This window comes from Winogradskyella tangerina (assembly GCF_003260205.1).
Taxonomy (GTDB): Bacteria; Bacteroidota; Bacteroidia; order Flavobacteriales; family Flavobacteriaceae; genus Winogradskyella; species Winogradskyella tangerina.
Window position 1 is genome coordinate 231,565 of the sequence record NZ_QERF01000004.1, and the last position, 25,139, is coordinate 256,703.

Sequence of the window (25,139 nt, forward strand, 5' to 3'; positions counted from 1 at the left end):
ATGAATAAATTAATAGGCTTATTTGTACTGTGTATTGCACTATCTGCGTGTTATGAAAATACTTCAACTAAAAATGTAAACGAACGCCCAAATATTGTGTTCATCATTACCGATGATCATGCCTATCAGGCCTTAAGTGCTTATGATGACAAACTCATTGAAACACCTCATATCGATCGTTTGGCAAGAGAGGGAATGTTGTTTAAAAAAGCATATGTAACCAATTCAATTTGCTCGCCGAGTAGGGCAGTGGCATTAACAGGAAAGTTTAGCCACCTCAATAGTGTTCGCGATAATCTCGATGTTTTCGACACAACTCAAGTTACCTTCCCTAAGTTACTTCAGAAGGAAGGTTATGAAACAGCGATTTACGGAAAATGGCATTTAAAATCGCGTCCAAAAGGGTTTGATTATTGGGAAGTTTTACCCGACCAAGGCCATTATTATCATCCAGAATTACTAACTCCAAATGGCGAGATAAAAACCCTAGGTTATGTTACGGATGTTATTACTGATAAGGCGATTTTCTATTTAGATTCTTTAAGAGATACGAGCAAACCATTCATGTTGATGTATAATCATAAGGCACCACATCGTCAATGGTGGCCTTCAATGCACGATTTGGAGGATTTCAAATTTAAAAAGATACCCGTGCCAGAAACTTTGTTCGACTCATATAAAACAAAAAGTAAGGCGTCTGTTGAAGCTGAAATGCGAATAGCCGACCACATGGCATTGAGTGCGGATAATAAAATAGCACTAGAGATTTTAGAAAAACTGAATTATGAAGAATTTCTCGATTGGTACGAGGGTGCCTATAAAGAACGTTTTGCTCGACTCAATGCAGAAGAAAAGGAGCAATGGCAAAAGGTTTATGGTCCAATAAACGATGATTTTTTAAAGAATTCACCAAAAGGCCAAGCGCTGACCCTATGGAAATATCAACGCTATATGGAAGATTACCTCGGCGTCATTAAAAGTGTAGATAGAAATATAGGGCGATTACTAGACTACTTAGATGCTAACGAACTCACCGAGAATACTATGGTAGTTTATACCTCAGATCAAGGATTTTTCCTAGGTGAGCATGGTTGGTTTGATAAACGATTTATGTACGAAGAGTCCTTTAGAACACCTTTGCTGATTAGATATCCGAATAAAATTCAACGCGCAAGTTTAAACGACGAATTGGTTCAGAATATTGATTTTGCGCCTACAGTATTAGATGTTGCAGGTATTGCTATTCCTGAAGATATGCAGGGTAAAAGTCTTGTGCCTCTTTTTGAAGGTGATACAAGTAACTGGAGAAATGCCTTATACTATCATTACTACGAATATCCCGGGATTCATATGGTGAAGCGACATTACGGAGTTCGGACAGATCGCTATAAACTCATTCATTTTTATTACGACACAGAAGCATGGGAAATGTATGATCTAAAGGAAGATCCTCAAGAACTCAACAATATTTACGATGATCCTAAGTATAAAACCATTCAAGCTGATATGCATAAGCGGTTAAATGAGCTGAGGCTTCAGTACAAAGATGCTTCCGATAGCTTAAATCAGGAATGGATAGATAAGGATATTGAGCGACTTAAATCTCTGGGTTGGTATTAATATTTAGTGTCATATAGCCACATTTAATATGTGATTTCTATTTTTAAAAGTATCTTTCTTTAACAGTTTTTCGACTTATTTCAGTCATTTACCCTTATCTTAGGCATGTAATCGATAGAATTGGGCTATGATTAATTATTCTATTTATTTTGAAATTACCAAATCTATTGTAATATGTTAACCTTCATTATTCCTGTGAAGAGCAAGTCTGTGGCTTCTAATTGGACTAATTTTTGCCAGCTATTCGAGAGGACTTTGAAATCAATCTGTAATCAGACAGTTTCAGATTTTAAGGTGGTTGTGGTTTGTCATGAAATACCAGACATAGAATTTACCCACGAGAGTTTGCATTTTATTCATCCAGAATTTGATCCACCATCATTGGAAAATGATGACCGACAAGATTTGTTAATAAATCAACGCATTGATAAAGGAGATAAAATAAAGTTGGGAGTAGATTATGCCATTAAGGAGTTTAATACCGATTATGTGATGATGGTTGATTCTGATGACCTAATCAGTAACAAAATTGCTGCATATGTCAATAAAAATGGTAATGGATTATCTGGTTGGTATGTACGTAGAGGCTATTTAAACTTTAATTGGAATAACATATTGGTAGTCACAAAAAAGTTTAGCTATCTCTGCGGAAGCTCTTTAATTGTTAAACCAGAGCTAGTTAAATACTTCTTTGACCAGGGTGAGATCAAATTATATTTTAATCACCAATTAACAACTTTGAATTCAGATATTGAATTGAAACCCTTTCCATTTTCGGGAGGAATCTATAATATTGGGAATGGTGAAAATATTTGGATGTCCTTTAGAAAAGTTAAAAAATTGAATAATCACGGAAACTGGGTGTCTTCCCAAAGTCTGAAAAGATTATACACTAAATTTAAAAATTATCGTTTCAGATTGATTACTCCAGGTCTGAGAGAAGAATTCAATTTTTATAATTAGTATTATTCTATTCTCACGTAATTCTCAGACCAAATTCTGTTACCATCTTCATCGATCTCAATCTGCTCAAATCCATTGGGTTTTAGGTCAAACTGAAAGGTAAATTCCTTTTGTTCAGCAATGACTTCGTTCATAAACGCGGAGCCAAATTCTAAAGTTTCGGTGAGTGTGCCATCCTCATAAACATAAGAACCATACCCAAAAAACTCTATTGAATCTGTCTTTAAAAGTTTACACCACATCACCTTGGTATCGGTGTACATTTTTACCTGTCTAGAAATGGTGTTATTAGAAAATGAGTCTACAACCACGTTGTCTTTGTAGTTGTAAAAACCTTTCAATTCCCAGGCACCTATCAAAGGATTTTTAAGTTCTACAACCTCTTCGGTCTCTTCTGAAGAAGACGTATCTGTATCGGCTTCTTTACATCCCGAAATTGTTAAAAATAGGAGGGCTAAAATGATGGAATACGCTTTCATGATTTAGTGGTGTTAGTGTTTAAACACTTAAAAATTAATAAATTATCACGAGAAAAAGAAGTGATTTGGAATATTTATGATACCATAGTTAGTGTTAATAACTTCTATGTAAGGATTTATACAAAAAACCTACTTTTGTTGAGGAACAAATAAGAAGATAATGTCTGATACGATTGAAAAATTAAAATGTTTAATAATAGGTTCTGGACCTGCAGGTTATACTGCTGCAATCTATGCAGCTAGAGCTAATATGGAACCAGTTTTATATCAGGGCGAACAACCTGGTGGACAATTAACAACAACTAACGATGTTGAGAATTTCCCGGGATATCCTGATGGCATAACCGGTCCGGAAATGATGATACAACTTCAAAAGCAAGCCGAGCGATTTGGAACCGATGTACGACATGGATGGATCACTAAGGTTGATTTTTCTGGAGATATTCATAAGGTATGGGTTAACGATGAAAAGGAAATTCATGCTTCTACAGTGATCATTTCTACAGGTGCTTCAGCCAAATATTTAGGATTACCGTCAGAGCAGAAATACTTGCAATTAGGTGGAGGTGTTTCAGCATGTGCTGTATGTGACGGATTCTTTTACAGAAATCAAGAAGTAGTGATCGTTGGCGCAGGTGATTCTGCCTGTGAGGAAGCACACTATTTATCGAAGCTTTGTAAGAAAGTTACCATGCTTGTGCGACGTGATCAGTTTAGAGCATCGAAGATTATGGAAGCTCGTGTTCGAAATACAAAAAATATCGAGATACTTTTGAATACGGAAACCGAAGAAGTTTTAGGTGACGGACAAGTAGTAACAGGAGTGAAGGCAAAGAATAATGTTACGGGTGATGTTTTTGAAATTCCGGCTACAGGGTTCTTTGTGGCTATTGGTCATAAACCAAATACTGATATTTTTAAGGACTATTTAAATCTAGACGAAACAGGTTACATTATTAATGCTGAACCCGGAACTAGCAAAACTAATGTTGAAGGTGTATTTGTGAGTGGTGATGCTGCTGATCATGTTTACAGACAGGCGATTACTGCGGCAGGTACGGGTTGTATGGCTGCATTAGATGCCGAGCGTTATTTAGCGGCAAAAGAAGCGGATTTTGAAGTGTCAACTTCAACTTATAATTAAGAAGACTAACATAAATGAAAAAGCCGAAGTATTAATTTCGGCTTTTTTTATGAGTTTTTATTATCGTTTTTTCTTCTGAAGCTTGGCTGTATCTTCAAACTTGGTAATGGTAATTGCCGGATTACCAAAAAGGTAAATTTCACTGTTGCCTGAAGCAGCGATAGTGATAGTTTCAGTAGCTTCTAAAGTGAGATCACTGTTATCTTCTAATTCAGCCTGAACATTGGTTACATCAAATTTAGGACCGTTAAAATTGGTAGAGTTATCTAGTCTTATGAAAGAACTCGTTGCTGAACCTTCAATAACAGCATCTGAACGCTGATATAGATCAAAGTTTGCCACCTTACTATTTATAAGTGCATCTAACTTACTATTATCGCTCAATTCTATCGTAGTTGAATCTGCTGAGAGGTTAAGACGTGTTTTCGACTTTCCAGAGCTTTTATACATAAAACTCTTTGATTTAATATTTAAATAAGCTCTTGCATTTCCTGTGGTTGTGAGTGTGGCGTCACCAAGTTCCATAGAAGTGAGAGATCTTATCTCACCATCTCCACGAGCCTCAATGTGTTGCAGGGCTTCACCGTAATTAACGGTAATATTTAAACGTTTCTTTGAAGTAATCCGGACGGCTTCTTTAAATGTGAGAACACCGTCAACGACATCAAATTCAATAACATCGTGCAAATTATCATCAGCTTCTATATTCACAGATGGCTTACTGTTGTATACGATCTCTATCGAAAAGTCACCATCAACAATAATGGTGTCAAAGTCATCGATGTAGGTTTGTCTAATGGTTACATTTCTGTCACCTTTAATTTTTTCTTGGGCTGAAATGACTGATGAGGTCATCACCACTAAAACCAAAATAAGTAATACCTTTTTCATTTGTATATCTTAATTACACTATTAATAGGACACAAATCAAAGTTTATGTCACATTAAGGGCTTTAAACAAAGATATACAAAAACCGCCCCAAACTCTATAAAGAATTTGAAGCGGATCTTAATTGATTGGTTTTGAGCTATTTATTAGTCAAAAATAAATGCTTTTGAAAGAGTTATGATGGGCTTAATTTCCTCTTACACTTCCTGAAGAACTATCCGATTTGTTTACTTTTTCTGGGCTTCCAGAATATCTAATGTCTGCACCACTAGAAGCGCTCGCAGTTAGTTCTTTTGAAGTATTCACCGATATATCAGCGCCACTACTTGCTTTCACCTTTGATATTTCAGCTTTTAAGTTTGCGGCCTCAATATCGCTTCCACTGGTAGCTTCAGCAATTAAAAGTTTTGTTGTTCCGCTTAATTTAATATCACTACCACTAGATGAATGGCAGTTAAGTGATTCAGTTATTACATCTATATTTATGTCGGCTCCACTTGAACAGTTAACTTCTAATTCGTCTGCTTCTATAGTATTTGTTGAAAAAACATCGCTCCCACTGGTGGCTTTAATAGCAGACAGATCTGCTACATTTAGTTTGATCTTTTTTGAAGCTGCTCTTCTAATGTTTTCAGTAGTGTAAATGCTTAATACGCCATTTTCAACCTCGGTCATAATTAACTCGTGAAGGTTTTCATCGGCTTCAACAGTTAGCGCTACATCGTTACTTTGCGTAATGTAAAGATCTAGTCCCTGACTAACTTTTACAGATTCAAAGTCGTCTGAAATCGTTCTGTCCTGAACGACTACATTTCGATCTCCATCGATTCCGTCACCAAAACCCATTGAAAAATTACACGAAAACATTAAAATGCTTACAATGCTGGTTACTACAATTCTTACTAAAGTGCTCATGATTTTTTTGTTTTTACTTGATTGATATTTTAATTTTCTTCAACATCTTTCGATGTGTGATTATAACTTATAACGCGCTTTATTTTCCATTGGCCATCGTCGTCAATGATCCATAAATGTGAAAACAACGCATAATTATTGCTCTGTTTGTAGGTCGTGTTCTCATCTGTGGAAAAGAAATGTTTTCCGTTTTGCAAGGCGCCATATAGCTTACCGTTGTTATACATTGGAAAAACTTCTAAACTTTCTGCGACAAGATGTCTGTAGACTTTTTCGGGGTTGTTTGCTCTGCAAATACCATTGTTCATTATTTGAACAAATTCTTCTTTTGAATTGGTGATTCCACCTTTATCATGGTAGAATTCAAGATCGTCATACATTAATTCTGCACTACGATCCACCTCACATTTATTAAAACCGATCTTGAATAGAATACTATCTTTTTCTTTTAAGGTTTTAAATAGGTCTGAACTTTTGTCCACCTGAGCCGAAGCAGTACCGAAAAGTAATCCGATACTGCATAGCAAAAGTGTTTTGATTGATTGGTTCATTTTTTGATTGATTGCTCTACAAATTTCTGTAGATTTTTGATTGATTTCTATTAATTATGACTGAACTGTCGAATTGTTAGCTTCAATTGTCATCATTTACTTCAAGATCAACGCCATCCTCATCGATCGTTAAGTTAACTTCTGGTTTTTCATCATTAGACGACGATTCTGTTGTTGAGGTTTCAATAGTTTCTTCTACTACTTCCTCTTCACAATTCAAACATTCAACACTGTCTTTTCCAACGAGGTAATAATTACCGTACTTCATTTCGTTGAGCAGGTTGCTGCCATATCTGAGATATCCATAGCGCCATGATCTTGTAAATTTTCTATCGAGATAGAGAATGGTTCCTTCTGGCACATATAGTGTTACTCTAACTTCTTGTTCGCTAAACTTGTTCTCAATATCTGTTTGAAGGAACTTGTCTAAGCTAAGCTTGTTATCCGTTAACTTAAAGTTATAAATTATGTTTTCGGCCCTATTCTTGGCGCGGTCATAATTGCGTCCTGTAGCTTCTTTGTCTACTGATATAGATGCGATTGAATCGGTGGTTGATCTCACTACAAATCTAACATTAGAAGAAACTAAACTTCTGCCATCATCGTCTTCAACAATTCTCAAATAACCGTTATTATTATAGCGATAGCTATTGTAATTATCGAGTGCAACACTTGTTAGGGTTAAGGTATCGGCTGCAGTGATATTCAATTCGCTCTTATCAGTGACTTTTGCTTCAAATGCATGCTCAGAAGCTTGTCTCAGGCCAATAACCACAAGACCAATTATTGCCATTAACCACAGGCCAAGAAGTGTGAATTTAGCTATATTTCCAATCGACTTCAGGTTATTCACTAGGATTTTAAGACCTAAATAGAATACAAAGAAGAACGGAATTCCTACCGCTAAAAACACTAGCATTGAAATTAACCAGAACGGAATATTTGCTGCATTTGTAACATAGAGTATGTCCAATCCTGGGAAATCAATAAAGTCCGTGATTCCGACTGTAAACAGCGCTACAATTAGAGATATTAAAGTGCTTATACCAACAATGATCAGTATAACTCCTATGAATTTTGCTGCTACTTTGAGAAAGAACATTAGGATGTTTCCTATGGTATCGAAAAAGGTCTGTGAACTCGACTTTATACGGTTACCCTGTTTTTGAAAATCGACATTTTTTACCTTTTCAGAAATGTTGTCAGAAACATTATCAAAGCCTTCTTTTATTTTTTCACCTTGTTTTTTAAAATCAACATTTCTTACAGTTTCTGAAACCGATTCAATGCCGTCTTTAATTTTTTTTTCAATGTTACTGATGTTCACTGCATCACCAGTCATTGTCAATTTCTCAGCGGTGGTAAGAGCTTCAGGAACCAACGCCCAGAAAATAAGGTAAATGAAGATAAAGGTACCTCCAGATCCAATGGCTAATATTAACCAAATAAGTCTCATCCATAATGGATCAATTCCAAAATAGTGACTTAAACCAGCCGCAACACCACCAATATAGGAGTTGTCCGTATCTCTAAATAATTTTTTAACTGGTCTGGATGTATAAGCAGTTTTTGATCTTGGTTCATCTTCGAAGATTTCATCATCTACTAAATAATCTTCAGGTTGCCCCATGATGGTAATGACCTCGTCAACGAGCTTAATACCTACTACTTGCTTTTCATTTTGTATACGTTCAGCAAATAATTCAGCGATACGTGCTTCGATATCGGCAATTATTTCTGAACGGCCTTGAGAGTCTGTAAATGAACGTTTTATAGCCTCAAGATAGCGTGATAATTTAAGATATGCATCTTCATCTATATGGAAGAATATACCTGCTAAATTTATATTGACTGTTTTATTCATTTTTTTGTTGTTTTTGTACTTGTTACTAGGTTGACTGCATTTTGTAATTCACTCCAAGTCGTGTTTAATTCCTTCAGAAACAATTTTCCTGTTTCAGTAAGACCATAATATTTTCTTGGTGGTCCCGATGTGGATTCTTCCCAGCGATAACTGAGCAACCCAGCATTTTTTAATCTTGTTAATAGGGGATATATAGTTCCTTCTACAACAAGCATTTTAGCGTCCTTAAGCGTTCCTAAAATTTCTGCGACATAAGCATCTTCGTCTTTTAAGATGGATAAGATGCAGTACTCTAGAACGCCCTTACGCATTTGTGCTTTTGTGTTTTCTATCTTCATATCAGTAAGGTCTTTAATTCTATTAAACTGTTCATTTTTTGATTTTTATGCTCCATAGCTTTAGCGTAGGTGCGTTGATGATTTGATTGACCCTTCGACTTTGCTCAGGGCAGGTGATTTTATTTTAAAAAATTAATGGTCAGTGGATATTTATAAACATCTCCATCTCTTGCAGATAGGCTTGCTTTTACAATTAATGCCAATTCAATAATGAAGGCTAAAACAGCAAGTGCTCCTAAGCCACCGCCGATATATAAAAGTGGTGAGGGTTCACCGATATTTATGTGGAAGTTGTTAAAGCCATGGAAATCGATTACATCTAGACCTCTGAAAAGTTTAAAAATGAAAAACGGTACACTGATGGTTCCGATAATAATAGCATAAAGTAAAATGCTAATCTGAAAATTAATGGCTTGCTTTCCATTCTGATCTATAAATTCTGATTTGTCCTTATTCGCAGCCCATAAAACAATAGGGCCAATAAAATTTCCAAACGGAATTATAAATCTCGAGAACGTTGACAAATGTATAAACGTTGCTAAATTTTTATGGTGGTTATCGATCATTTTAAAAAGTATATAATAGTTTCTTATGCAAATATATGTCCAAAAAAAGGTATTATGTTACACATAGTACTAAAAATTAACATTTTTTTAACATTGGTAAGCCTGAATTATTTGAACTATTTTAGTGCATTACAAAACCTATTATATGACCATTTCGCCTTCTAAACTCAATACTTATTTGCTGTTTAAGTTACCATCCGCTTATTTAACTGGTGTGAGAACAAAACATATTGATGATTCTACTTGTGTAGTTACTGTTAAACATCGGTGGATCAATCAAAACCCATTCAATTCTATGTTTTGGGCCGTACAGGGAATGGCAGCAGAGCTCACAACTGGGGCCTTAGTAATGAAAAAGATTAAAGAAAGTAGAAAAAGAATTTCCATGTTGGTGGCTAATAATAATGCGTCCTTTAGTAAAAAGGCAACGGGACGAATCACTTTTAAGTGTGAAGAAGGGCATAAAATTGATGAGGCAATACAAAAGGCTATAGATACAGGTGAAGGTCAAACGGTATGGTTGAGTGCTACTGGAATTAACAAGGACGGAGTGGAAGTGTCATCATTTAATTTTGAATGGACTCTTAAAGTTAAGAGTTAAAAGTTAGAAGTTGAGAGTTAAAAGCTTTAAGTGTAGAGATTCCGACTCCTTTGTAACAAAACTCGAAACAAAACAACAAATAATCGAATACGCAAAGCTTAGACTTTGGTAAACAATATCAACTTAAAACGAAAAATAATATGGAAAGATTACCAGATTTTACAGATAGAAATGCACACGAAATTGACTACCGTATTTACGGAGAAGAAATGCAATATGTAGAAATTGAATTAGACCCTCAAGAAGCTGTAATTGCTGAGTCGGGAAGCTTTATGATGATGGACGATGGGATTAAAATGGACACCATTTTTGGTGATGGCTCACAGAAGGATAAGGGGTTTTTGGGTAAAATTTTAGGCGCTGGTAAACGAATTTTGACTGGTGAGAGTTTATTTATGACGGCCTTTTATAATGATCTAACAGGAAAGCGTAACGTTTCGTTTGCATCGCCATATCCAGGAAAGATCATCCCAATAGATCTCAATGAATTCAGAGGTAAGTTTATCTGTCAGAAAGATGCCTTCCTTTGTGCAGCTAAGGGTGTTAGTGTAGGTATAGAATTCTCTAAGAAATTAGGAAGAGGCTTATTCGGCGGTGAAGGATTTATTATGCAAAAATTAGAAGGCGACGGTATGGCATTTGTTCATGCTGGAGGAACCATGGCAGAGAAAACCTTACAGCCCGGAGAAACCCTGCGTGTAGATACCGGATGTATTGTCGGATTTACCCAAGATGTAGATTACGATATCGAATTTGTTGGAGGCATTAAGAATTCAATATTCGGTGGTGAAGGTTTATTTTTTGCAAAATTAAGAGGCCCAGGAAAGGTATATATTCAGTCCTTACCATTTAGTAGATTGGCCAACAGAATCATAGCCTCAGCACCGCGTACCGGTGGAAAGGATCGAGGTGAAGGAAGTATCCTAGGAGGTCTAGGAGATCTGCTTGATGGCGATAATAGATTTTAATATAAAACTAAGGGAATCAGAGATTTAAGCTGTGAGAATTCCCTTTGTTATTTTAATATATTCATCGATTGAATTTTACATTTAACATAATAAGCTGTTAAACTTTATACGAAGTTTGAACAACAAAACGTTTTTTTTCTATCTTTAGATTAAGAATTGAAACAGTAGCCTATAGAGAAAATTACCTTTTTGTTGAACCTAAAACTTAGAATTACCTATGGCGAGAGCAATGTTTGAGTACACCAAAACTGTACTTAAAAAGGTGAGTTTTGATGCGACATTATTCTGTAAAGAAGTGGAAAAAGCGGTAAAGCGTTTACTGCCTCACGAACTAGAAGAATTGAGAATTTTTATTCTGTCCCTAATCAATCAAAACCCAGAATTAAATCAAAGTTTAATTTACTTAAAAGCATAAAAGAAAAGCGACGTAACCGTCGCTTTTTTTATTTTGGTAATGGACTAATGATCTCTACGTCACTAAAGGCTATGGCACCTCTTATTATTCCTGAAATTACATTGTGCATAGCATCAATGATCTGCATTTTCAATTCGCTTTTGTGATAAATGATGCTCACCTCTCGAGCTGGTGAAGGCTCTGAAAAATGCCTGAGATTAGGATTGAGTTTTTCCTTGATATCTAAGGTATGTAAATAGGGTAGTAGCGTCATCCCCATGCCTTCATTTGAAAGTTTGATCAGGGTTTCTATACTACCACTTTCTAATTGAAAATTCTCATCAATTTGATCTTTGAATGTCTTACATAAGTTAATGACACCTTCGCGAAAGCAATGGCCGTCTTCAAGCAATAACATGTCTTCAATTTCGAGATCAGCGACTTCAATAGTCTTCTTGTCACTCAAGCGATGATTATTCGGAACATAAGCTACAAACGGTTCGTAATATAATGGGCGTTCTTTTATGTTTTCATTTTCCAACGGTGTAGCCGCAATTGCTGCGTCTAAATGCCCATCGTTAATACGGGTTAAGATTTCTTCCGTAGTTAACTCTTCAATTTTTAATTTCACCTTTGGATATTTCTTGATAAAGTTTTTGAGAAACATGGGAAGTAGCGTGGGCATAATCGTTGGAATAATCCCTATTCGAAACTCACCACCAATAAATCCTTTTTGTTGATCAACTATATCTTGAATGCGCTCAGCTTCATTGACAATATTGCGCGCCTGAAAAACTATTTTTCGACCGACATCCGTTAGTTCAATGGGTTTTTTACCTCTATCGAAAATAACAACATCGAGCTCGTCTTCTAATTTTTGTATTTGCGTACTGAGAGTGGGTTGTGTTACAAAACACTTCTCTGCAGCTTTTGTGAAATTTTTGTGCTCTGCTATTGCAAGCGCATATTTAAGTTGTGTGATTGTCATTTCAATTGATTTAGGCTATAAAATTACTAAAACCATTGTTATTATCTATAGTAATGATTGTAAAAAACCTTCAAGAATTAACTTGAAGGTTTTAAATCAACTTACTAACTTAAAATGTTATCACATAACCCTAACTGTAAATGATAAACAGATTAGTCACATACATTCTCAAATGCTAAGAAATCATTATTTGATTGTAAGCCTATGAAATATTCACTGCATTCAAACACGGTCCAGTCTAAACTTGATATACCACCAAATGGGTCTGGTAATGAAATAAACATAAATACCTCGCCACTTGGGTTACTTGTTACCTCCCATTGTCCGGTAACTGTTGTGTCATTTTGATCTGTTGTTACGGTTACTGTACCATCAGCATTGAAGGTAAATAAACCTAAAGGTTCGTTTGGAGTATCACCAACACTAGATACAGCGTACCATTCGCATTCGGTTAGGTAGTCTGCAATATCTTCTGCGGTACATTCTTCAGGCTCGTTATCATCTTCACAATCTACAACGTTGCTTTCGTCATAACCTAAACATTCTGCAAAACACATATTTGGGAAAACTACGATTTCAATATCACCAGAACCTGAGGTTATTTCAATACATACAGGATCAAATTCTTCATCTTCACATTGTTCACATTCATTCGGATTGTTGTCGTTTTCACACTCAATTACATCTTCTTCAGAAAAGCCTTCGCAGATGGCGTAACAAAGATTTGGGAATACTATAGTTTCAGAAACTCCATTAGGCGTTGTAAATTCAATACAAACAGGATCGAATTCTGCGTCTTCACACTCTTCGCATTCTTCATCATAATCATCATCGTAATCGTCAAAACAGTCTTCTAATAAATCTTCAAAGTCGTCTTCGTCTTCTATGGTTTCAATTTCACCTTCTACGGTTACATTAAATGGATAAACAAAATTGAAATCATAAACATCATAAATGGTGTTTCCTAAATCTTCAAAAGAATCAACGGTTACAACGGTATCACCATTAATTACAATATCTAATGGGAAAACAAATTCAAAACAGAACAGATCGCCTGTATAATAATCGTCCTCACAGTCTTCTATAAAATCATCTTCGTCGAATCCGTCACAAATGGCGTAGCACTCATTTGGATAGGTAATAGTAAAGGTAGTGCCGTTTGGATCAGTAACTTCAACACACACCGGATCGTAAACTTCGTAACATGCACAATCATCATCACCATCGAAATCACAATCATCAAGAAGATCAATAAATTCGTCTTCATTGTTAATGGTAACAACCTCTATGGCATCAGAATCGTCGTTATACACTTCAACATCAAATGGAAAAGCAATTCCATTTATATATAATTCGTTGGTTGAGGCAATAATAACGTCTACAAGTTCATCTAAACTATTAACGGTAACGGTGGTTCCGTTGTTATAAGATAAGGTCAACGGATAAACAAAATCGAAACAAAAATCGAATACAACATTACCTGCTGGATTGTTTTGTGCTGAGAAATTTCCGTTTGAATCTACCTGTTGACTCAACTGATCTAAAGAAGTTATAATAGATTGACTCTCCTCAGTTACTTGTTGGTCTACAACAACAGGCTCATTATTAGTACACGAAGTAAATGCCAGTAAGGCAATGGTGAAGCTTAAAAGGCCTAATTTAATCTTTTTCATTTTTGAATAAAATTTGAATGGTTAAAACTAATTTATTGAGGTTAATCACTGATAAGACAACCAAGAAAATAAATACCCTACTTTTTTCTCAAAATTTTTTTTTCATAGTTTTGAAACATTAACCTCAAAACGGCTGATGTCATCCGAAAATCGTAATATTTGCAACACTGAGACTTTCGAGCATATCTATAATACCTATGCCAAAGATATAAGACGATTTCTTTTTTTTAAGACCCAAGACATCGATAAGGCGGAAGATCTTATGCAAGACGTATTCATAAAACTTTGGGATAATTGTTCTAAAGTGGATTACGACAAAGTGAAATCCTATATGTTTAGTATTGCCAATAATATGTTTCTCAATGTTGTTAAACACGAAAAAGTGGTTAATGAATATTCTAAGATCTCTAAAAAAGGTGCTACTAACGAATCGCCAGAATTTATTATGTTAGAGCAAGAATTCATGGAAAAATTAGAAAACACTATTGCTAATTTACCCGAAAAGCAACGCGAAGTGTTTTTGATGAATCGAATAGAAAAGAAAAAATACAAAGAGATTGCAGAGCAGTTAAATATAAGTGTAAAGGCCGTAGAAAAGCGAATGCATCAGGCACTTGTGACGATGCGAAAAGAAATCGGTAATATTTAGTTTTGAAAATGAAAGTAGGGTTTTTTAAAACGAAGTTGTCTTAATAACAGAAGCGCATGAAAAACGACGATATACATAATAATTCAGACACGTATTTAGCCAAGTGGCTAGACGGTGAACTTACAGATCAGCAGTTGCAGGATTTGGTGAGTGTGGATGATTATGCCGCTTATTTAAAAATTAGAAAAGGATTGAGTATTAATGAACAACTCAATGCGCCGATAGATGCAACTTTCAAGAATATCCAAAATCGTATATCAAAAAAGCAGACTAAAGTAAAACCCCTTTACACATCTTGGTATTTAGGTGTTGCAGCATCTATAGTTCTGATCTTTGGAATTTTCACTTTTTTACCTTCAGATATTATTGTTGAAACCGGATACGGTGAAAGCAAAACTGTAGCACTTCTTGACGGTTCTGAAGTTATTCTTAACGCCAAGTCCAAACTGAGTTATGACGAAGGCAACTGGGATAAAGAGCGTAAATTATCATTAGAAGGAGAAGCTTATTTTAAAGTGGCAAAAGGAAAAACGTTTAGCGTAGAAACCGAACATGGTACGGTCTCCGTATTAGGAACTCAATTTAATGTTATTGCAGACGAAGTTTATTTTAGCGTAGTTTGTTACGAAGGCAAAGTAGCCGTAACAACCTCTGAAACCGAAAATATTTTATTACCTGGTGACGGTATAAAAAACAATAATAACGCCTTCGATCTTACGAAGACTACCGATAAGATGCCATCCTGGATTTTTGGTGAGAGTACCTTTAGAAGTGTGCCTCTTCGCCAGGTTATTAAAGCATTAGAAGATCAATATCAAATAGGTTTCGATACCGAGGGTATTGACGATTCTGAAATATTTACAGGAAGTTTTCCGCACGACAGTTTAAATATCGCCTTGAAGACGGTCTTTGAGACCCTTAACATTACTTATAATGAAAAAGAAAAACGTAACATTAAACTGAGGTATAAAGAATGAGGTTAATATGTATCTTGGCCTTAATGTTACTTCCTACACTAGCCTTTTCACAAGAAGAGGCTTTTTACATTGAATTTGACGACCTTAGTTTACAAGACGCCATAACCGAAATTGAGAACACATTTGATGTTCTTTTTTCGTATAAGGATGATTATGTCAAGGATAAAAGGATAAGTCTTAGTGGCAAAGATCGCACGCTATCTGAAGTTTTAGTGGCGTTGCAACAGCGAACAAATTTGTACTACCAACTTGTTGAAAGGCGGTACATAATTGTTAGTGTATCCGAAGAAATTACCATGCCTACCGAAAGTTTAGAGAAGGTAGTTGTGAAGAGTTATTTGGCAACAGGAATTGAAAAAAATAGTGATGGCAGCTACAAACTTTATCCTTCGCGATTAGGAATTTTACCCGGACTTATTGAACCCGATGTGTTGGAAAGTATTCAGTTATTGCCTGGGGTTTTAAGTCCTAATGAAACTGCTTCTGGTTTTTTTGTGCGTGGAGGTTATGCCGATCAAAACCGCGTTATTTGGGATGGGATAAACATTTATCATAAAGGGCATCTCTTCGGAATGATCTCGCCCTTAAACCCTAATGTAGCTTCAGAAATAAGATTTATAAATAAAGGGACACATGCGCGTTATGGTGAGCGATTATCGAGTGTTATTGATATTAGTTCGAAGACAACAGTTTCTAATGATATCCATGCCGAAATAGGTATTAACGGCGTAAATGCTGATGCGATCTTAGAGCTTCCTATTATTGAAAATAAACTGAGTTTACAAGCCTCCTTAAGACATAGCTATACTAATGTTTTAGAAACTTTTACCTTCGATCAATTGGCAGATAAAGTGTTTGAAAGTACCAAGATCAGTCAGAATGAAAACGGTGATAACGACTTTTCCTTTCTAGATTATAATTTGAAATTGAATTACACACCTAATGCTTCAAATTCGTTTTACCTGAGCGTTATTAATATTGATAATCAACTTGATTATATTTCGAATGAATCTGAAACCGATAGAGATTTTAACGATGTATTATCCATCCGAAATACTGGTTATGGTATAGGATGGAATGTGATTTGGAACGATAAATTACGTCAAACCACCCAAGCCTTTTTCTCGGATTACGCCTTCAATTACAATTTTATTACATTCGAAAATGAAATTCAAGTTTCAGATTTTGAAAAGCGAAATACCATTTTTGACTCCGGTATTTCAACAGAATTAAATTATAGAGCTTCAGAACAGTTAAGTTATGATTTTGGCTATCAATACACGCTGAAGGATGTAGCTTATGCTTTTATAAATACAACCAATTCGAGTTTCATTTTAGACACCGAAGAACAAATTGTTCAAACACATAGTGGCTACGCAAACGTTGATTATAAAAACCCAAAATTTCTAGATGTTTCATTCGGCCTAAGAACGACCTATTTTCAAGAACTCGACGCGGTAAGATTCGAGCCAAGGTTGTTACTCTTTAAGGAACTCAATGAACGCTTTAAACTTCAGGCGAGTGCAGAGATCAAAAATCAGATCATCAATGAAATTGACGAAACAGTCTTTAGCGACCTATCGCTTGAAAACCGTGTGTGGCGACTTTCAAACGGTGATAATTCACCTATAATAAATAGTAAGCATGCTTCATTAGGCTTTATCTATTCAAAGAATGGAGTTAATATTGATACTGATGTGTTTTATAAACGCTCTGAAAATGTATCCGCCTTAACACTTGGTTTTCTCAACCCTAATAACATCGGTTTTAACATTGGCGACCAAACAATTTATGGTGCGGACGTTTTTGTGAAGAAACAGTTTAATGGTTTTAACTCCTGGATTAGCTATTCATTTAATAGAGCACGAAGTCAGTTCGATAATCTTAACGAAGGGCGATCATTCAAATCTAAATCGAATGTAACACATGCAGTATCGACGGCGTTAAGTTACAAATCGAATGGCTTTCAGGTGGCGCTAGGTTGGAAATGGCAAACCGGACGACCCTTCACAATTGCCGAAGAAGGTGACAATGGTTTAGAATTTAATGATGGAGTAAATACCGGGCAGTTGCCAGTTTACCATCGATTAGATTTATCGTCTACTTATAGTTTTAAATTTTCTGAGAAAAATAAATTGAGAGGTAAAGTCGGACTTTCAATCCGGAATCTCTACAACAGAAATAATCTTATATCTCGCGAATATAGAGGTAATAATAGTTTGGATGATCCCATTGAACTTATTGAGCGTTTCTCTATTGGGATTACACCAAATTTTATGTTCAGATTGTATTGGTAGAAAGAAAAAAGCCTTCAAAACATATGATACTTTGAAGGCTTTATTTTTTGATTGATGTGGTTGTATTTTAGAATCTTATGTTTAAATCTAAATCTTTGTCTTCCACTTTGAATTTGGCATCGTCGTACTGTGGTGGTCCCATAGCCATGACATTGTTAGACATTCCGAAAGATTCCTTTGGCATACCGTTTTCCTGAAAATCCATACGCTTGTTGTCATTGGCATCGTGCATGGCAAGAATTGCATATTCTCCTGGAAGTACATTTTCAAAAGTAATAGTTACTTTTCCGTCTTTGATCTCTGTTTCGGCATCCATAACACCGTTTCCTTTCATGAATGTTTCGGCGGTATGAAGCGACATTAATACTTTTCCTTCGTCACTAATAACATTATCTATTGTTACTGTGATTGTGATTCCTTCTTCCTGAGAAAAACCAAATAAAGTGGTTAAAGCTAAAGCTAAAGTTAAAACTAGATTTTTCATTTTAATAGTGTTTTAATGGTTATTGTTTTTTGATTAACAGTTCAAATATCTAACAATCTTGAAGATACTGGTAATCAACTTTACCGAATTGTAATTTTAAATGGATGAAATGTATTTTGGCAGTTTTCAGTTTTCAGTGTTCAGTGTACAGTAATCAGTGTTCAGTATACAGTTTAAAGTGAAAAGTTTTTTAGTATAATGCCTACTGCTTACTGCTTACTGCCTACAGCCTAAGGTAATGACAACAACGCCGTCACTTCGAGTGATTTTACGCAGTAAAATTGTATCGAGAAGAATGGGAGCAGTGTTCAGTGAACAGTGTACAGTTTTCAGTTTTCAGTGTTCAGTGTTCAGTTTTCAGTGTTCAGTGTTCAGTATACATTATTAAGTTTACAGTTTTCAGTGTACAGTAATCAGTGTTCAGTATACAGTTTACAGTGAAAAGTTTTTTAGTATAACGCCTACTGCTAACTGCCAACTGCATACTGCATACTGCTTTATGCCTAAAGCCTTTAAAGTAGCCCTCTTGCTTTGATCTCTAAATATTTATTGATCGTATTGATCGTTAAATTTTGTGGTGTCGTTAATATAGTCTGAATACCATGCTTCTGAAGTTCATTTACAATGAGTTTCTTTTCGTACATGAATTTCTCTGCAATGGTTTTTTGAAAAATTTCAAACGTATTATGAGCTTCAAGACTAGTGAGTTTCTCTAATTCTGTATTTTCAAAAAAGATCACTACCAAAAGATGGTTTTTAGCCATAGCCTGAAGGTAGGGCAACTGCCTGTGTAGTGCGTCTAAGGTTTCAAAGTTTGTATAGAGTAGGAGAAGGCTACGCTGCGTTATGCTTCGTTTGACATCGATATACAGTCTGGAAAAATCAGATTCTGAAAAATCTGTATTTACATTGTATAATGTTTCTAGGATCTTATTCATCTGAGCAGGTCGGCGCTCTGCGGCAACTCTATTTTCAACTTTACGTGAAAAAGTAAACATACCCGCTTTATCTTGTTTTTTAAGGGCTACGTTACTTATAACTAAAGTCGCATTGATAGCGTAATCCAAAAGGCTTAAACCTTCAAACGGCATTTTCATGGCTCGGCCCTTATCTATAACGCTATAGATGGGTTGTGACCGTTCATCCTGATACTGGTTGACCATTAATTGGTTACGCTTTGCTGTGGCTTTCCAGTTAATATTTCTGATGTCATCGCCAGGAACATAATCTTTAATTTGCTCAAATTCCATGGTATGACCAATGCGTCTAATTTTCTTCAGACCATATTCAAACAGTCTGTTAGAAAAGGCAATAAGCATGTATTTCCTCAACTGTAAAAATGAAGGATAGTTGGGCACCATAGCATCCTTGCCAAACTGAAAACGTCTGGTAACTAATCCTATAGGTGAATTCACATATACATTGAGATTGCCAAAATAATATTCACCGCGTTCCAACGGTCTCAGCGTATATGTTATTTTTTTCTCCTGATGTTTATCGAGCTGAGTACTGATCTCAAAATCGCGCTTCTGATACTGAAAAGGTAATTCATCAATGAGCAATAGGTCGGTTTTAAAATTGTAGTTATTCACCAACGTTATGGCTATTGGATTATCGTCACCGTTACTCAGTTTTTCTGGTAAAATACGCGTTGCAGATATGCCTTTTTGTTTAAAGAGTAATATCAGGTCAATAAGTACTAAGCCCAATGCCACAAAGAACAATGCGGTTACGATGCTCAACAAGCCCGGATAAATAAAAGACAAGATGAACATGGCAACAAATACAATTGCCGCCTGGAAAAACCGAAAGGTGAGATAGGTATGTTTAAAAAGACGTTTCACTATCTCGGAATCTCAATAGTTTCTAATATTTGATCTACAACCTTATCTACAGTAAAAGCTTCCATTTCGCGCTCAGGAGTTAATACAAGGCGATGTTTTAATACTGCTTTTGCACAACGTTTAATATCATCTGGAGTCACAAAATCTCTACCATTAATTGCTGCATTTGCTTTGGAAGCATTTAAAATAGCAATCGAAGCTCTTGGTGAAGCTCCCAAATAAAGATTAGCATTATTACGTGTATTGGTTACAATTGAAGCGATATAATTGAGAAGGTTATCCTCAACAATAATTTGTTTTATCAATTCCTGATAAGACTTAATAGCATCTGCCGACAAGACCGAAGAAATGGTACCAAAGTCCATTATATCTTGACGTTGGTGATTTTCCATTAGGATCTGTACTTCGTCTTCAAGCGAAGGATAGTCTACTTCGATCTTAAATAAAAATCGGTCTAATTGCGCTTCTGGTAATCGGTAAGTTCCTTCTTGTTCAATTGGATTTTGGGTAGCAAAAACCAGAAATGGTAATCCCATATCATAGCGTTCGCCATCCATAGTGATTTGGCGCTCTGCCATTACTTCAAATAAAGCGGCTTGAGTTTTAGCAGGTGCTCTGTTGATCTCATCAATAAGAACAATGTTGGAAAAGATCGGACCTTTTTTGTATTCAAATTCGTTGGTCTTGACATTAAAGATCGATGTTCCTAAAATATCACTTGGCATGAGGTCTGGAGTAAATTGAATTCGACTGAAACCTACATCCATGGTCTTTGCTAATAATTTTGCAGTGACCGTTTTTGCAACACCAGGAACACCTTCAATAAGTGAATGACCATTGGTAAGGATTGAGATGATCAAAAGTTCAATCATTTCATTCTGGCCGACGATGAACTTACCAATTTCTTGTTTTATCTGATCGACACTTTCTTGTAAGGGTTTCAGATCTATCCGGGTTTCAAAATCCTCCGATGCCTTTTCTGGTGTTTCCGGCGTTGGGTTTATTTCGTTGTTCGGGATGTTTTCATCTTGGTTTTCGGATGAAGGTGTATTTTGATCTTCCATTATAATCTATGTTTTGTAAAATGTTCTATTTTTTTATTCAATTCTATAAGTTCTTGTTCTGAATGGTATTTTTTCGATTTTAGGTATACCAAATAATCGATCAATGCTTTTGTATTCTCTTTGGTATTAGTAGACTTCACGCTTAGCTTGTCTATAAAACTCTGATTTAATTGATTGGTATCTAAGTAATAGGTTCTTCTCACGAATTCTAAAAAATATTCGATCTTCTTCTGAACAATATTTGTAAAATCTCCGTGTTGGTAGTAGAGTTGACCAATGGTTTTAGTAAAATCAACTGTAGCGTTTTCGAGCTTACCTATGACAGGAATTATGCGCTGCGTGCGTTTACCTCTAAATATTACAAATAGAATAAGGCCAAACATACTAATGTAAAATGCCCATTTTAGTGCTGTATTTTGAAGTATGAATCGCAACGGACTCGTAATTACTTTTCGACCACTTTTGAAGTTATTGTCCCATATAATTTGTTGTTGGGGTAAGTAAGACAACACAGTGGCCGTGTAATCTTCCTTATCATTCATTAAGTGATAGTTGGTGAATGCAAATGGATTGGCATGCAATATGAATTGACCACCATTATCACCAACCTCAACTTTTACAAAATTCGGATAGGTTTCATCAAAATCATATTCATCCTCAATTGTAATAGTTCCTAATATTGTGGTACTCAAAGTATCAATAGAGCTGAAATGGCTGTTCTCAATAACGTCTTCGAATTTGCGATTATTCTTTTGAAGACTAGGGCTGGTGAATTTATGTTCAGAGGCTTGCTTATAGAAATTACCGTATTGACGTTCTATTGCAATATTGAGTGAATCAATCACATTTCCATAGAAGTAGTTGGCACTCATAAACACAGTGTTGCCTTCTTCAATAAACTCCATAAGAACATTCGACTCTTCTGTATCAAAACTAAGGTAGTTATTGATAAAAATCAGGGTTTTGTCCTTAGGGTCTTCTAAACGAGTTAAGTATTCGTAGATAGAACGCTCTGATGTAAGAATCTCTTCTTCTGAAAACGTCTGTAATTCATTGAATAAAATATAGCAGCCTAAGGGAATTTTATCGGCCGCCGAATAAGAATCACGCCAATTAATAGCTTTGGGTTTAGTGATTTCTGCCACCATCATAAAAACGATGACAGCACCAATGATATACAGCGCTATTTTAGATCGTCTATCCACGCTGTGATGTTTTTATAAGTTGATTGAAATCGTTTTTATTTTTATTGAAACTATCTTCATCGATAGGGAATTCACCATACCATACATAATCGTAGATATAGGAAATTCGCTTGAACAAAGCTTTCAATTTAGAATCTTTTATTTCGTTGAGATAGTCCGTATTTGTCTTGTCATAATGCCATTCGATAGTTTTTTTATTCGCTAAAACCTTGAGCGATTTCAAATACATATATCTAGTGGCAAGGCGGTAGTTGTTATCTTTTAACGCTTGTTTAATGAGTTTGTCGAAATCAACCTGTTCAATGTTTTCTTCAACATAAGTAAAACCTTCAATTGCGCGGTCTTCAGTTTTAAACACCGAACTCACAGGATTTTGTAGTAGGAATTTAATTAACAGGTATAGAACAATAATACCAAGAATTCCATATACAATAATTTCTAAAACCTTATAATCAATATAGTCGATATCAATTCCGAAGACTTCAGATAACCAATTAAAAAACGACCTCAGTATACGCTGAATAAGATTAATCCCACCAGTATCGTTTATTGAATAATTAAAGTCATCACTCGAATAATTATTCTTAAAATTTTCTTTGAAGTAGGTCACATCAAGATTTGAAGAATCGCGTTTAACTATAGCCTCTTGGGCATTGAGTGTGAAAGCACATAGCGATGCCATAATCAGGATGCCAATATGTTTTAGTTTTAACTTATTCATTCACCCCAATTTGATCAATTTTCTTTCTAAGAAAGACATTGTGTTTAACCTCGTAAAGGTTGTAATACAATATACCATACGATACTTGTGATAAGGCTTGAGTGTATATGAAGGATAGAATAAATGAAGCAAAACCGAAGGTTACAATTGAGGTTCCGAAGGCACTTGTTGTAATATCAATATTACTATCAATAGAAAAATAGGCGTAAATAAAAATAATGAATCCTGGTACTGATAATAGTAGAAGCGTGATCATTAGATTTAGGATACCAATAACCAATCCGAACAGAATCACCCGCCAAAAGTTTGAAAACGTAAAATCCAAACCTTCAGAAATGGCTTCTCCAAATCCTTTTTGGTTCGAAAAGATCGACATAAAGGTCAAGCCAAATACGGCGGTCATACTGAAACTCAATCCATATTGAATGATCATCCCCAGAAAGGGTATAAAGGCTACAATAAATGAAATTATCAAATAGATAACGTAGAGCAAAGCACCGATAATGATGAATATTATAATTGTTCCGAGGTTATTTATAATGCTCCTCCAAATATTTTTTGAAACGATCTTTCCATTATTATTGGCATATTCAGCGACATAGGCACTCGAGAAACTATAATTGATCAAAGAGGTCATTAGTACAATGAGTAAAAGTACAATGACACCTGCTAGAAAGTAACTATCTGGGTCTGTGTTATTACTCATGCCAAACCTAAAATCTCTACTTGCAACTCCCATAAAACCCGTTGCCAATAAATAAGAACAGATCAATGTGAGGACAATACTAACCGCGTTATATCTAAGGTATAAATTAGTGTAAGACTTAAAATTATACTTCAGGAATAAAAAGTAGGTGTTAATAATGTCACCAAAAGTGCTTCGGTTTCTTAATTCTATATATTTCTCGTTCACGCTAGCTCGGGTTTGGGTATTAGTTCAGCTTTAAGCTTTTCTATATTTAAAGTTGAAGCCTTATGTAAAAGTCTTGGGTAAATGATATAGTAATACAAAATGATGAATAGTGAAATAAAAATAATTCCATAAGCTAAAAACCATGGCATTTGTTCACCTAATCGCGTTATAAATCCTTCAATAAACCCAGCGATAATAAAAAACGGAATGGTACTCACTACAATTTTAAGGCCGTCTTTGGCGCCCTTCATAAAGGCCACACGCCGTGAGTAGGTTTTCGGAAACAGAAAACTATTGCCCATTACGAGCCCCGCACAACCAGCGATCACAATCACAGAAATTTCTATGGTACCATGTAACCATACGGTTGAAGTCTTTTCAAGAATGCCGTAATTGTAGAAAAAGGTAATAAAGGCACCAAGCATAATTCCGTTACTAAAAAGTACCCAAATGGTACCGACACTAAATACCACTCCGAGGGCAAATGCAATAATGGCGACTCTAATATTATTGATGGTGATTCCTAAAAAAGTTCCGACTTGGCTACCACTCTTATAAACGGCCATAGGCTCGCCATTCTCTATGTTTTCAATAGTCATATTCACGTAGGCATCACCTAAGATCAATCTTAAAAAAGTATCATCATTTAAGGTTGAAACCACACCAATGAGCACCGCTGCCATAAAGATTAAAAACGAATACAGTAAGGTTCTATGGTATTGGTAGAAAAACAATGGAAATTCATCGCGCCAAAACGAAATGATCTTATTTTTCGACTCTTTTTTTGTGACATAAATTTTCTGATGTGCCTGCGAAGCCAATGAGTTTAAATACAGCAATGTCTTACTATCCGGATAGTAAGTCTGTGCATAAGATAAATCATTCGTAAGTTGTATGTAATATGAAGCTAGATCATCGGGATTTATTTTAGCATTATTGTTCAATGCGTTTTCAAAACCAATCCATTTTTCCTTATTTTGCTTCACGAAAGATGCTTCGCGCATAAACCATTCATATTTAAAACGAATATAC

General features: G+C 35.5%; 25 protein-coding genes. 9 read left to right on the top strand and 16 right to left on the bottom strand.

All coding sequences use genetic code 11. The features are described from left to right. Together DDY94_RS08270 and DDY94_RS08275 are read left to right on the top strand one after the other, a co-directional pair. Nucleotides 1-1,620: a sulfatase family protein gene (locus DDY94_RS08270; protein WP_111683631.1), complete on the top strand. Its 1,620-nt coding sequence runs from the start codon at nucleotides 1-3 to the stop codon at nucleotides 1,618-1,620. 174 nt (nucleotides 1,621-1,794) lie between these two features. After that, nucleotides 1,795-2,583, top strand: coding sequence for a glycosyltransferase family A protein (locus DDY94_RS08275; RefSeq protein WP_111683632.1), 789 nt, complete (start codon nucleotides 1,795-1,797; stop codon nucleotides 2,581-2,583). Between the two features lie 2 nt (nucleotides 2,584-2,585). On the opposite strand, the gene DDY94_RS08280 is transcribed toward DDY94_RS08275, so the two are convergent. Beyond that, the gene (locus tag DDY94_RS08280; RefSeq protein WP_111683633.1) at nucleotides 2,586-3,062 is read right to left on the bottom strand and encodes a hypothetical protein; all 477 of its coding nucleotides are present in this window, start codon (nucleotides 3,060-3,062) and stop codon (nucleotides 2,586-2,588) included. Between the two features lie 160 nt (nucleotides 3,063-3,222). Between DDY94_RS08280 and trxB the strand changes: the two genes are divergently transcribed. Continuing rightward, nucleotides 3,223-4,206, top strand: a complete 984-nt coding sequence (gene trxB, locus DDY94_RS08285) for a thioredoxin-disulfide reductase (RefSeq protein WP_111683634.1) — start codon at nucleotides 3,223-3,225, stop codon at nucleotides 4,204-4,206. Nucleotides 4,207-4,266: 60 nt separating this feature from the next. Here trxB and DDY94_RS08290 read toward each other — a convergent pair whose 3' ends face one another. The 6 genes from DDY94_RS08290 to DDY94_RS08315 all read right to left on the bottom strand — a co-directional run bounded on the left by DDY94_RS08290 (nucleotide 4,267) and on the right by DDY94_RS08315 (nucleotide 9,329). Continuing rightward, entirely contained in the window at nucleotides 4,267-5,097 is an 831-nt protein-coding gene (locus DDY94_RS08290; RefSeq protein WP_232817843.1) for a GIN domain-containing protein, read from the bottom strand. A 184-nt stretch (nucleotides 5,098-5,281) separates the two neighbouring features. Beyond that, entirely contained in the window at nucleotides 5,282-6,010 is a 729-nt protein-coding gene (locus DDY94_RS08295) for a head GIN domain-containing protein (protein WP_111683635.1), read from the bottom strand. A gap of 29 nt (nucleotides 6,011-6,039) precedes the next feature. Next, a complete protein-coding gene (locus DDY94_RS08300; RefSeq protein WP_111683636.1) occupies nucleotides 6,040-6,561 on the bottom strand; it encodes a DUF4440 domain-containing protein in 522 nt (173 codons plus the stop codon). 82 nt (nucleotides 6,562-6,643) lie between these two features. Beyond that, nucleotides 6,644-8,425, bottom strand: coding sequence for a PspC domain-containing protein (locus DDY94_RS08305; RefSeq protein ID WP_111683637.1), 1,782 nt, complete (start codon nucleotides 8,423-8,425; stop codon nucleotides 6,644-6,646). Further along, nucleotides 8,422-8,763: a PadR family transcriptional regulator gene (locus tag DDY94_RS08310; RefSeq protein ID WP_111683638.1), complete on the bottom strand. Its 342-nt coding sequence runs from the start codon at nucleotides 8,761-8,763 to the stop codon at nucleotides 8,422-8,424. The genes DDY94_RS08305 and DDY94_RS08310 overlap by 4 nt, the downstream gene beginning before the upstream one ends. A 119-nt stretch (nucleotides 8,764-8,882) precedes the next feature. Beyond that, nucleotides 8,883-9,329, bottom strand: coding sequence for a DUF4870 domain-containing protein (locus tag DDY94_RS08315; RefSeq protein ID WP_111683639.1), 447 nt, complete (start codon nucleotides 9,327-9,329; stop codon nucleotides 8,883-8,885). 145 nt (nucleotides 9,330-9,474) lie between these two features. On the opposite strand from DDY94_RS08315, the gene DDY94_RS08320 reads away from it, so the two are divergent. The 3 genes from DDY94_RS08320 to DDY94_RS08330 all read left to right on the top strand — a co-directional run bounded on the left by DDY94_RS08320 (nucleotide 9,475) and on the right by DDY94_RS08330 (nucleotide 11,313). Then, on the top strand, nucleotides 9,475-9,930 hold the full coding sequence (locus DDY94_RS08320) for a DUF4442 domain-containing protein (RefSeq protein ID WP_111683640.1): 456 nt from the start codon (nucleotides 9,475-9,477) through the stop codon (nucleotides 9,928-9,930). Nucleotides 9,931-10,070: 140 nt separating this feature from the next. Next, nucleotides 10,071-10,898 (top strand): TIGR00266 family protein, encoded by an 828-nt coding sequence (locus tag DDY94_RS08325; RefSeq protein ID WP_111683641.1) that lies wholly within the window; start codon nucleotides 10,071-10,073, stop codon nucleotides 10,896-10,898. A 217-nt stretch (nucleotides 10,899-11,115) separates the two neighbouring features. Further along, on the top strand, nucleotides 11,116-11,313 hold the full coding sequence (locus tag DDY94_RS08330; RefSeq protein ID WP_111683642.1) for a hypothetical protein: 198 nt from the start codon (nucleotides 11,116-11,118) through the stop codon (nucleotides 11,311-11,313). A gap of 28 nt (nucleotides 11,314-11,341) precedes the next feature. Here the strand turns inward: DDY94_RS08330 and DDY94_RS08335 are convergent, their stop codons facing one another. Both DDY94_RS08335 and DDY94_RS08340 read right to left on the bottom strand, forming a co-directional pair. Then, complete coding sequence (locus DDY94_RS08335; protein ID WP_111683643.1) at nucleotides 11,342-12,280, bottom strand: LysR substrate-binding domain-containing protein; 939 nt, start codon at nucleotides 12,278-12,280, stop codon at nucleotides 11,342-11,344. Between the two features lie 152 nt (nucleotides 12,281-12,432). Further along, entirely contained in the window at nucleotides 12,433-13,953 is a 1,521-nt protein-coding gene (locus DDY94_RS08340; protein WP_111683644.1) for a hypothetical protein, read from the bottom strand. 136 nt (nucleotides 13,954-14,089) lie between these two features. Between DDY94_RS08340 and DDY94_RS08345 the strand changes: the two genes are divergently transcribed. The 3 genes from DDY94_RS08345 to DDY94_RS08355 are packed head-to-tail and all read left to right on the top strand — an operon-like array spanning nucleotide 14,090 to nucleotide 17,876. Then, nucleotides 14,090-14,602 (top strand): RNA polymerase sigma factor, encoded by a 513-nt coding sequence (locus DDY94_RS08345; RefSeq protein WP_111683645.1) that lies wholly within the window; start codon nucleotides 14,090-14,092, stop codon nucleotides 14,600-14,602. A 56-nt stretch (nucleotides 14,603-14,658) separates the two neighbouring features. After that, the gene (locus DDY94_RS08350) at nucleotides 14,659-15,579 is read left to right on the top strand and encodes a FecR family protein (RefSeq protein ID WP_111683646.1); all 921 of its coding nucleotides are present in this window, start codon (nucleotides 14,659-14,661) and stop codon (nucleotides 15,577-15,579) included. After that, entirely contained in the window at nucleotides 15,576-17,876 is a 2,301-nt protein-coding gene (locus DDY94_RS08355) for a FecR domain-containing protein (protein ID WP_111683647.1), read from the top strand. The genes DDY94_RS08350 and DDY94_RS08355 overlap by 4 nt, the downstream gene beginning before the upstream one ends. 67 nt (nucleotides 17,877-17,943) lie before the next feature. Here the strand turns inward: DDY94_RS08355 and DDY94_RS08360 are convergent, their stop codons facing one another. The 7 genes from DDY94_RS08360 to DDY94_RS08390 form a co-directional block, all read right to left on the bottom strand. Continuing rightward, the gene (locus DDY94_RS08360) at nucleotides 17,944-18,360 is read right to left on the bottom strand and encodes a DUF2141 domain-containing protein (RefSeq protein ID WP_111683648.1); all 417 of its coding nucleotides are present in this window, start codon (nucleotides 18,358-18,360) and stop codon (nucleotides 17,944-17,946) included. Between the two features lie 512 nt (nucleotides 18,361-18,872). Further along, nucleotides 18,873-20,204, bottom strand: coding sequence for a DUF58 domain-containing protein (locus DDY94_RS08365; RefSeq protein ID WP_111683649.1), 1,332 nt, complete (start codon nucleotides 20,202-20,204; stop codon nucleotides 18,873-18,875). Further along, complete coding sequence (locus DDY94_RS08370) at nucleotides 20,204-21,268, bottom strand: AAA family ATPase (RefSeq protein ID WP_111683650.1); 1,065 nt, start codon at nucleotides 21,266-21,268, stop codon at nucleotides 20,204-20,206. The genes DDY94_RS08365 and DDY94_RS08370 overlap by 1 nt, the downstream gene beginning before the upstream one ends. Further along, nucleotides 21,268-22,473, bottom strand: a complete 1,206-nt coding sequence (locus DDY94_RS08375; protein WP_111683651.1) for a DUF4350 domain-containing protein — start codon at nucleotides 22,471-22,473, stop codon at nucleotides 21,268-21,270. The genes DDY94_RS08370 and DDY94_RS08375 overlap by 1 nt, the downstream gene beginning before the upstream one ends. Then, on the bottom strand, nucleotides 22,466-23,194 hold the full coding sequence (locus DDY94_RS08380; protein ID WP_111683652.1) for a hypothetical protein: 729 nt from the start codon (nucleotides 23,192-23,194) through the stop codon (nucleotides 22,466-22,468). The genes DDY94_RS08375 and DDY94_RS08380 overlap by 8 nt, the downstream gene beginning before the upstream one ends. Further along, nucleotides 23,187-24,107, bottom strand: coding sequence for a hypothetical protein (locus DDY94_RS08385; RefSeq protein WP_157957278.1), 921 nt, complete (start codon nucleotides 24,105-24,107; stop codon nucleotides 23,187-23,189). Before DDY94_RS08385 ends, DDY94_RS08380 begins: the two co-directional genes overlap by 8 nt. Next, on the bottom strand, nucleotides 24,104-25,111 hold the full coding sequence (locus tag DDY94_RS08390) for a stage II sporulation protein M (RefSeq protein ID WP_111683740.1): 1,008 nt from the start codon (nucleotides 25,109-25,111) through the stop codon (nucleotides 24,104-24,106). The genes DDY94_RS08385 and DDY94_RS08390 overlap by 4 nt, the downstream gene beginning before the upstream one ends. Nucleotides 25,112-25,139: the final 28 nt, after the last annotated feature.

What these genes read in the sequence shown, in the direction of transcription:
- DDY94_RS08270 (WP_111683631.1), top strand. Translation starts at nt 1, where the DNA reads ATGAATAAATTAATAGGCTTATTTGTACTGTGTATTGCACTATCTGCG.
- DDY94_RS08275 (WP_111683632.1), top strand. Translation starts at nt 1,795, where the DNA reads ATGTTAACCTTCATTATTCCTGTGAAGAGCAAGTCTGTGGCTTCTAAT.
- DDY94_RS08280 (WP_111683633.1), bottom strand. Translation starts at nt 3,062, where the DNA reads ATGAAAGCGTATTCCATCATTTTAGCCCTCCTATTTTTAACAATTTCG.
- trxB (WP_111683634.1), top strand. Translation starts at nt 3,223, where the DNA reads ATGTCTGATACGATTGAAAAATTAAAATGTTTAATAATAGGTTCTGGA.
- DDY94_RS08290 (WP_232817843.1), bottom strand. Translation starts at nt 5,097, where the DNA reads ATGAAAAAGGTATTACTTATTTTGGTTTTAGTGGTGATGACCTCATCA.
- DDY94_RS08295 (WP_111683635.1), bottom strand. Translation starts at nt 6,010, where the DNA reads ATGAGCACTTTAGTAAGAATTGTAGTAACCAGCATTGTAAGCATTTTA.
- DDY94_RS08300 (WP_111683636.1), bottom strand. Translation starts at nt 6,561, where the DNA reads ATGAACCAATCAATCAAAACACTTTTGCTATGCAGTATCGGATTACTT.
- DDY94_RS08305 (WP_111683637.1), bottom strand. Translation starts at nt 8,425, where the DNA reads ATGAATAAAACAGTCAATATAAATTTAGCAGGTATATTCTTCCATATA.
- DDY94_RS08310 (WP_111683638.1), bottom strand. Translation starts at nt 8,763, where the DNA reads ATGAAGATAGAAAACACAAAAGCACAAATGCGTAAGGGCGTTCTAGAG.
- DDY94_RS08315 (WP_111683639.1), bottom strand. Translation starts at nt 9,329, where the DNA reads ATGATCGATAACCACCATAAAAATTTAGCAACGTTTATACATTTGTCA.
- DDY94_RS08320 (WP_111683640.1), top strand. Translation starts at nt 9,475, where the DNA reads ATGACCATTTCGCCTTCTAAACTCAATACTTATTTGCTGTTTAAGTTA.
- DDY94_RS08325 (WP_111683641.1), top strand. Translation starts at nt 10,071, where the DNA reads ATGGAAAGATTACCAGATTTTACAGATAGAAATGCACACGAAATTGAC.
- DDY94_RS08330 (WP_111683642.1), top strand. Translation starts at nt 11,116, where the DNA reads ATGGCGAGAGCAATGTTTGAGTACACCAAAACTGTACTTAAAAAGGTG.
- DDY94_RS08335 (WP_111683643.1), bottom strand. Translation starts at nt 12,280, where the DNA reads ATGACAATCACACAACTTAAATATGCGCTTGCAATAGCAGAGCACAAA.
- DDY94_RS08340 (WP_111683644.1), bottom strand. Translation starts at nt 13,953, where the DNA reads ATGAAAAAGATTAAATTAGGCCTTTTAAGCTTCACCATTGCCTTACTG.
- DDY94_RS08345 (WP_111683645.1), top strand. Translation starts at nt 14,090, where the DNA reads ATGTCATCCGAAAATCGTAATATTTGCAACACTGAGACTTTCGAGCAT.
- DDY94_RS08350 (WP_111683646.1), top strand. Translation starts at nt 14,659, where the DNA reads ATGAAAAACGACGATATACATAATAATTCAGACACGTATTTAGCCAAG.
- DDY94_RS08355 (WP_111683647.1), top strand. Translation starts at nt 15,576, where the DNA reads ATGAGGTTAATATGTATCTTGGCCTTAATGTTACTTCCTACACTAGCC.
- DDY94_RS08360 (WP_111683648.1), bottom strand. Translation starts at nt 18,360, where the DNA reads ATGAAAAATCTAGTTTTAACTTTAGCTTTAGCTTTAACCACTTTATTT.
- DDY94_RS08370 (WP_111683650.1), bottom strand. Translation starts at nt 21,268, where the DNA reads ATGGAAGATCAAAATACACCTTCATCCGAAAACCAAGATGAAAACATC.
- DDY94_RS08380 (WP_111683652.1), bottom strand. Translation starts at nt 23,194, where the DNA reads ATGAATAAGTTAAAACTAAAACATATTGGCATCCTGATTATGGCATCG.
- DDY94_RS08390 (WP_111683740.1), bottom strand. Translation starts at nt 25,111, where the DNA reads ATGCGCGAAGCATCTTTCGTGAAGCAAAATAAGGAAAAATGGATTGGT.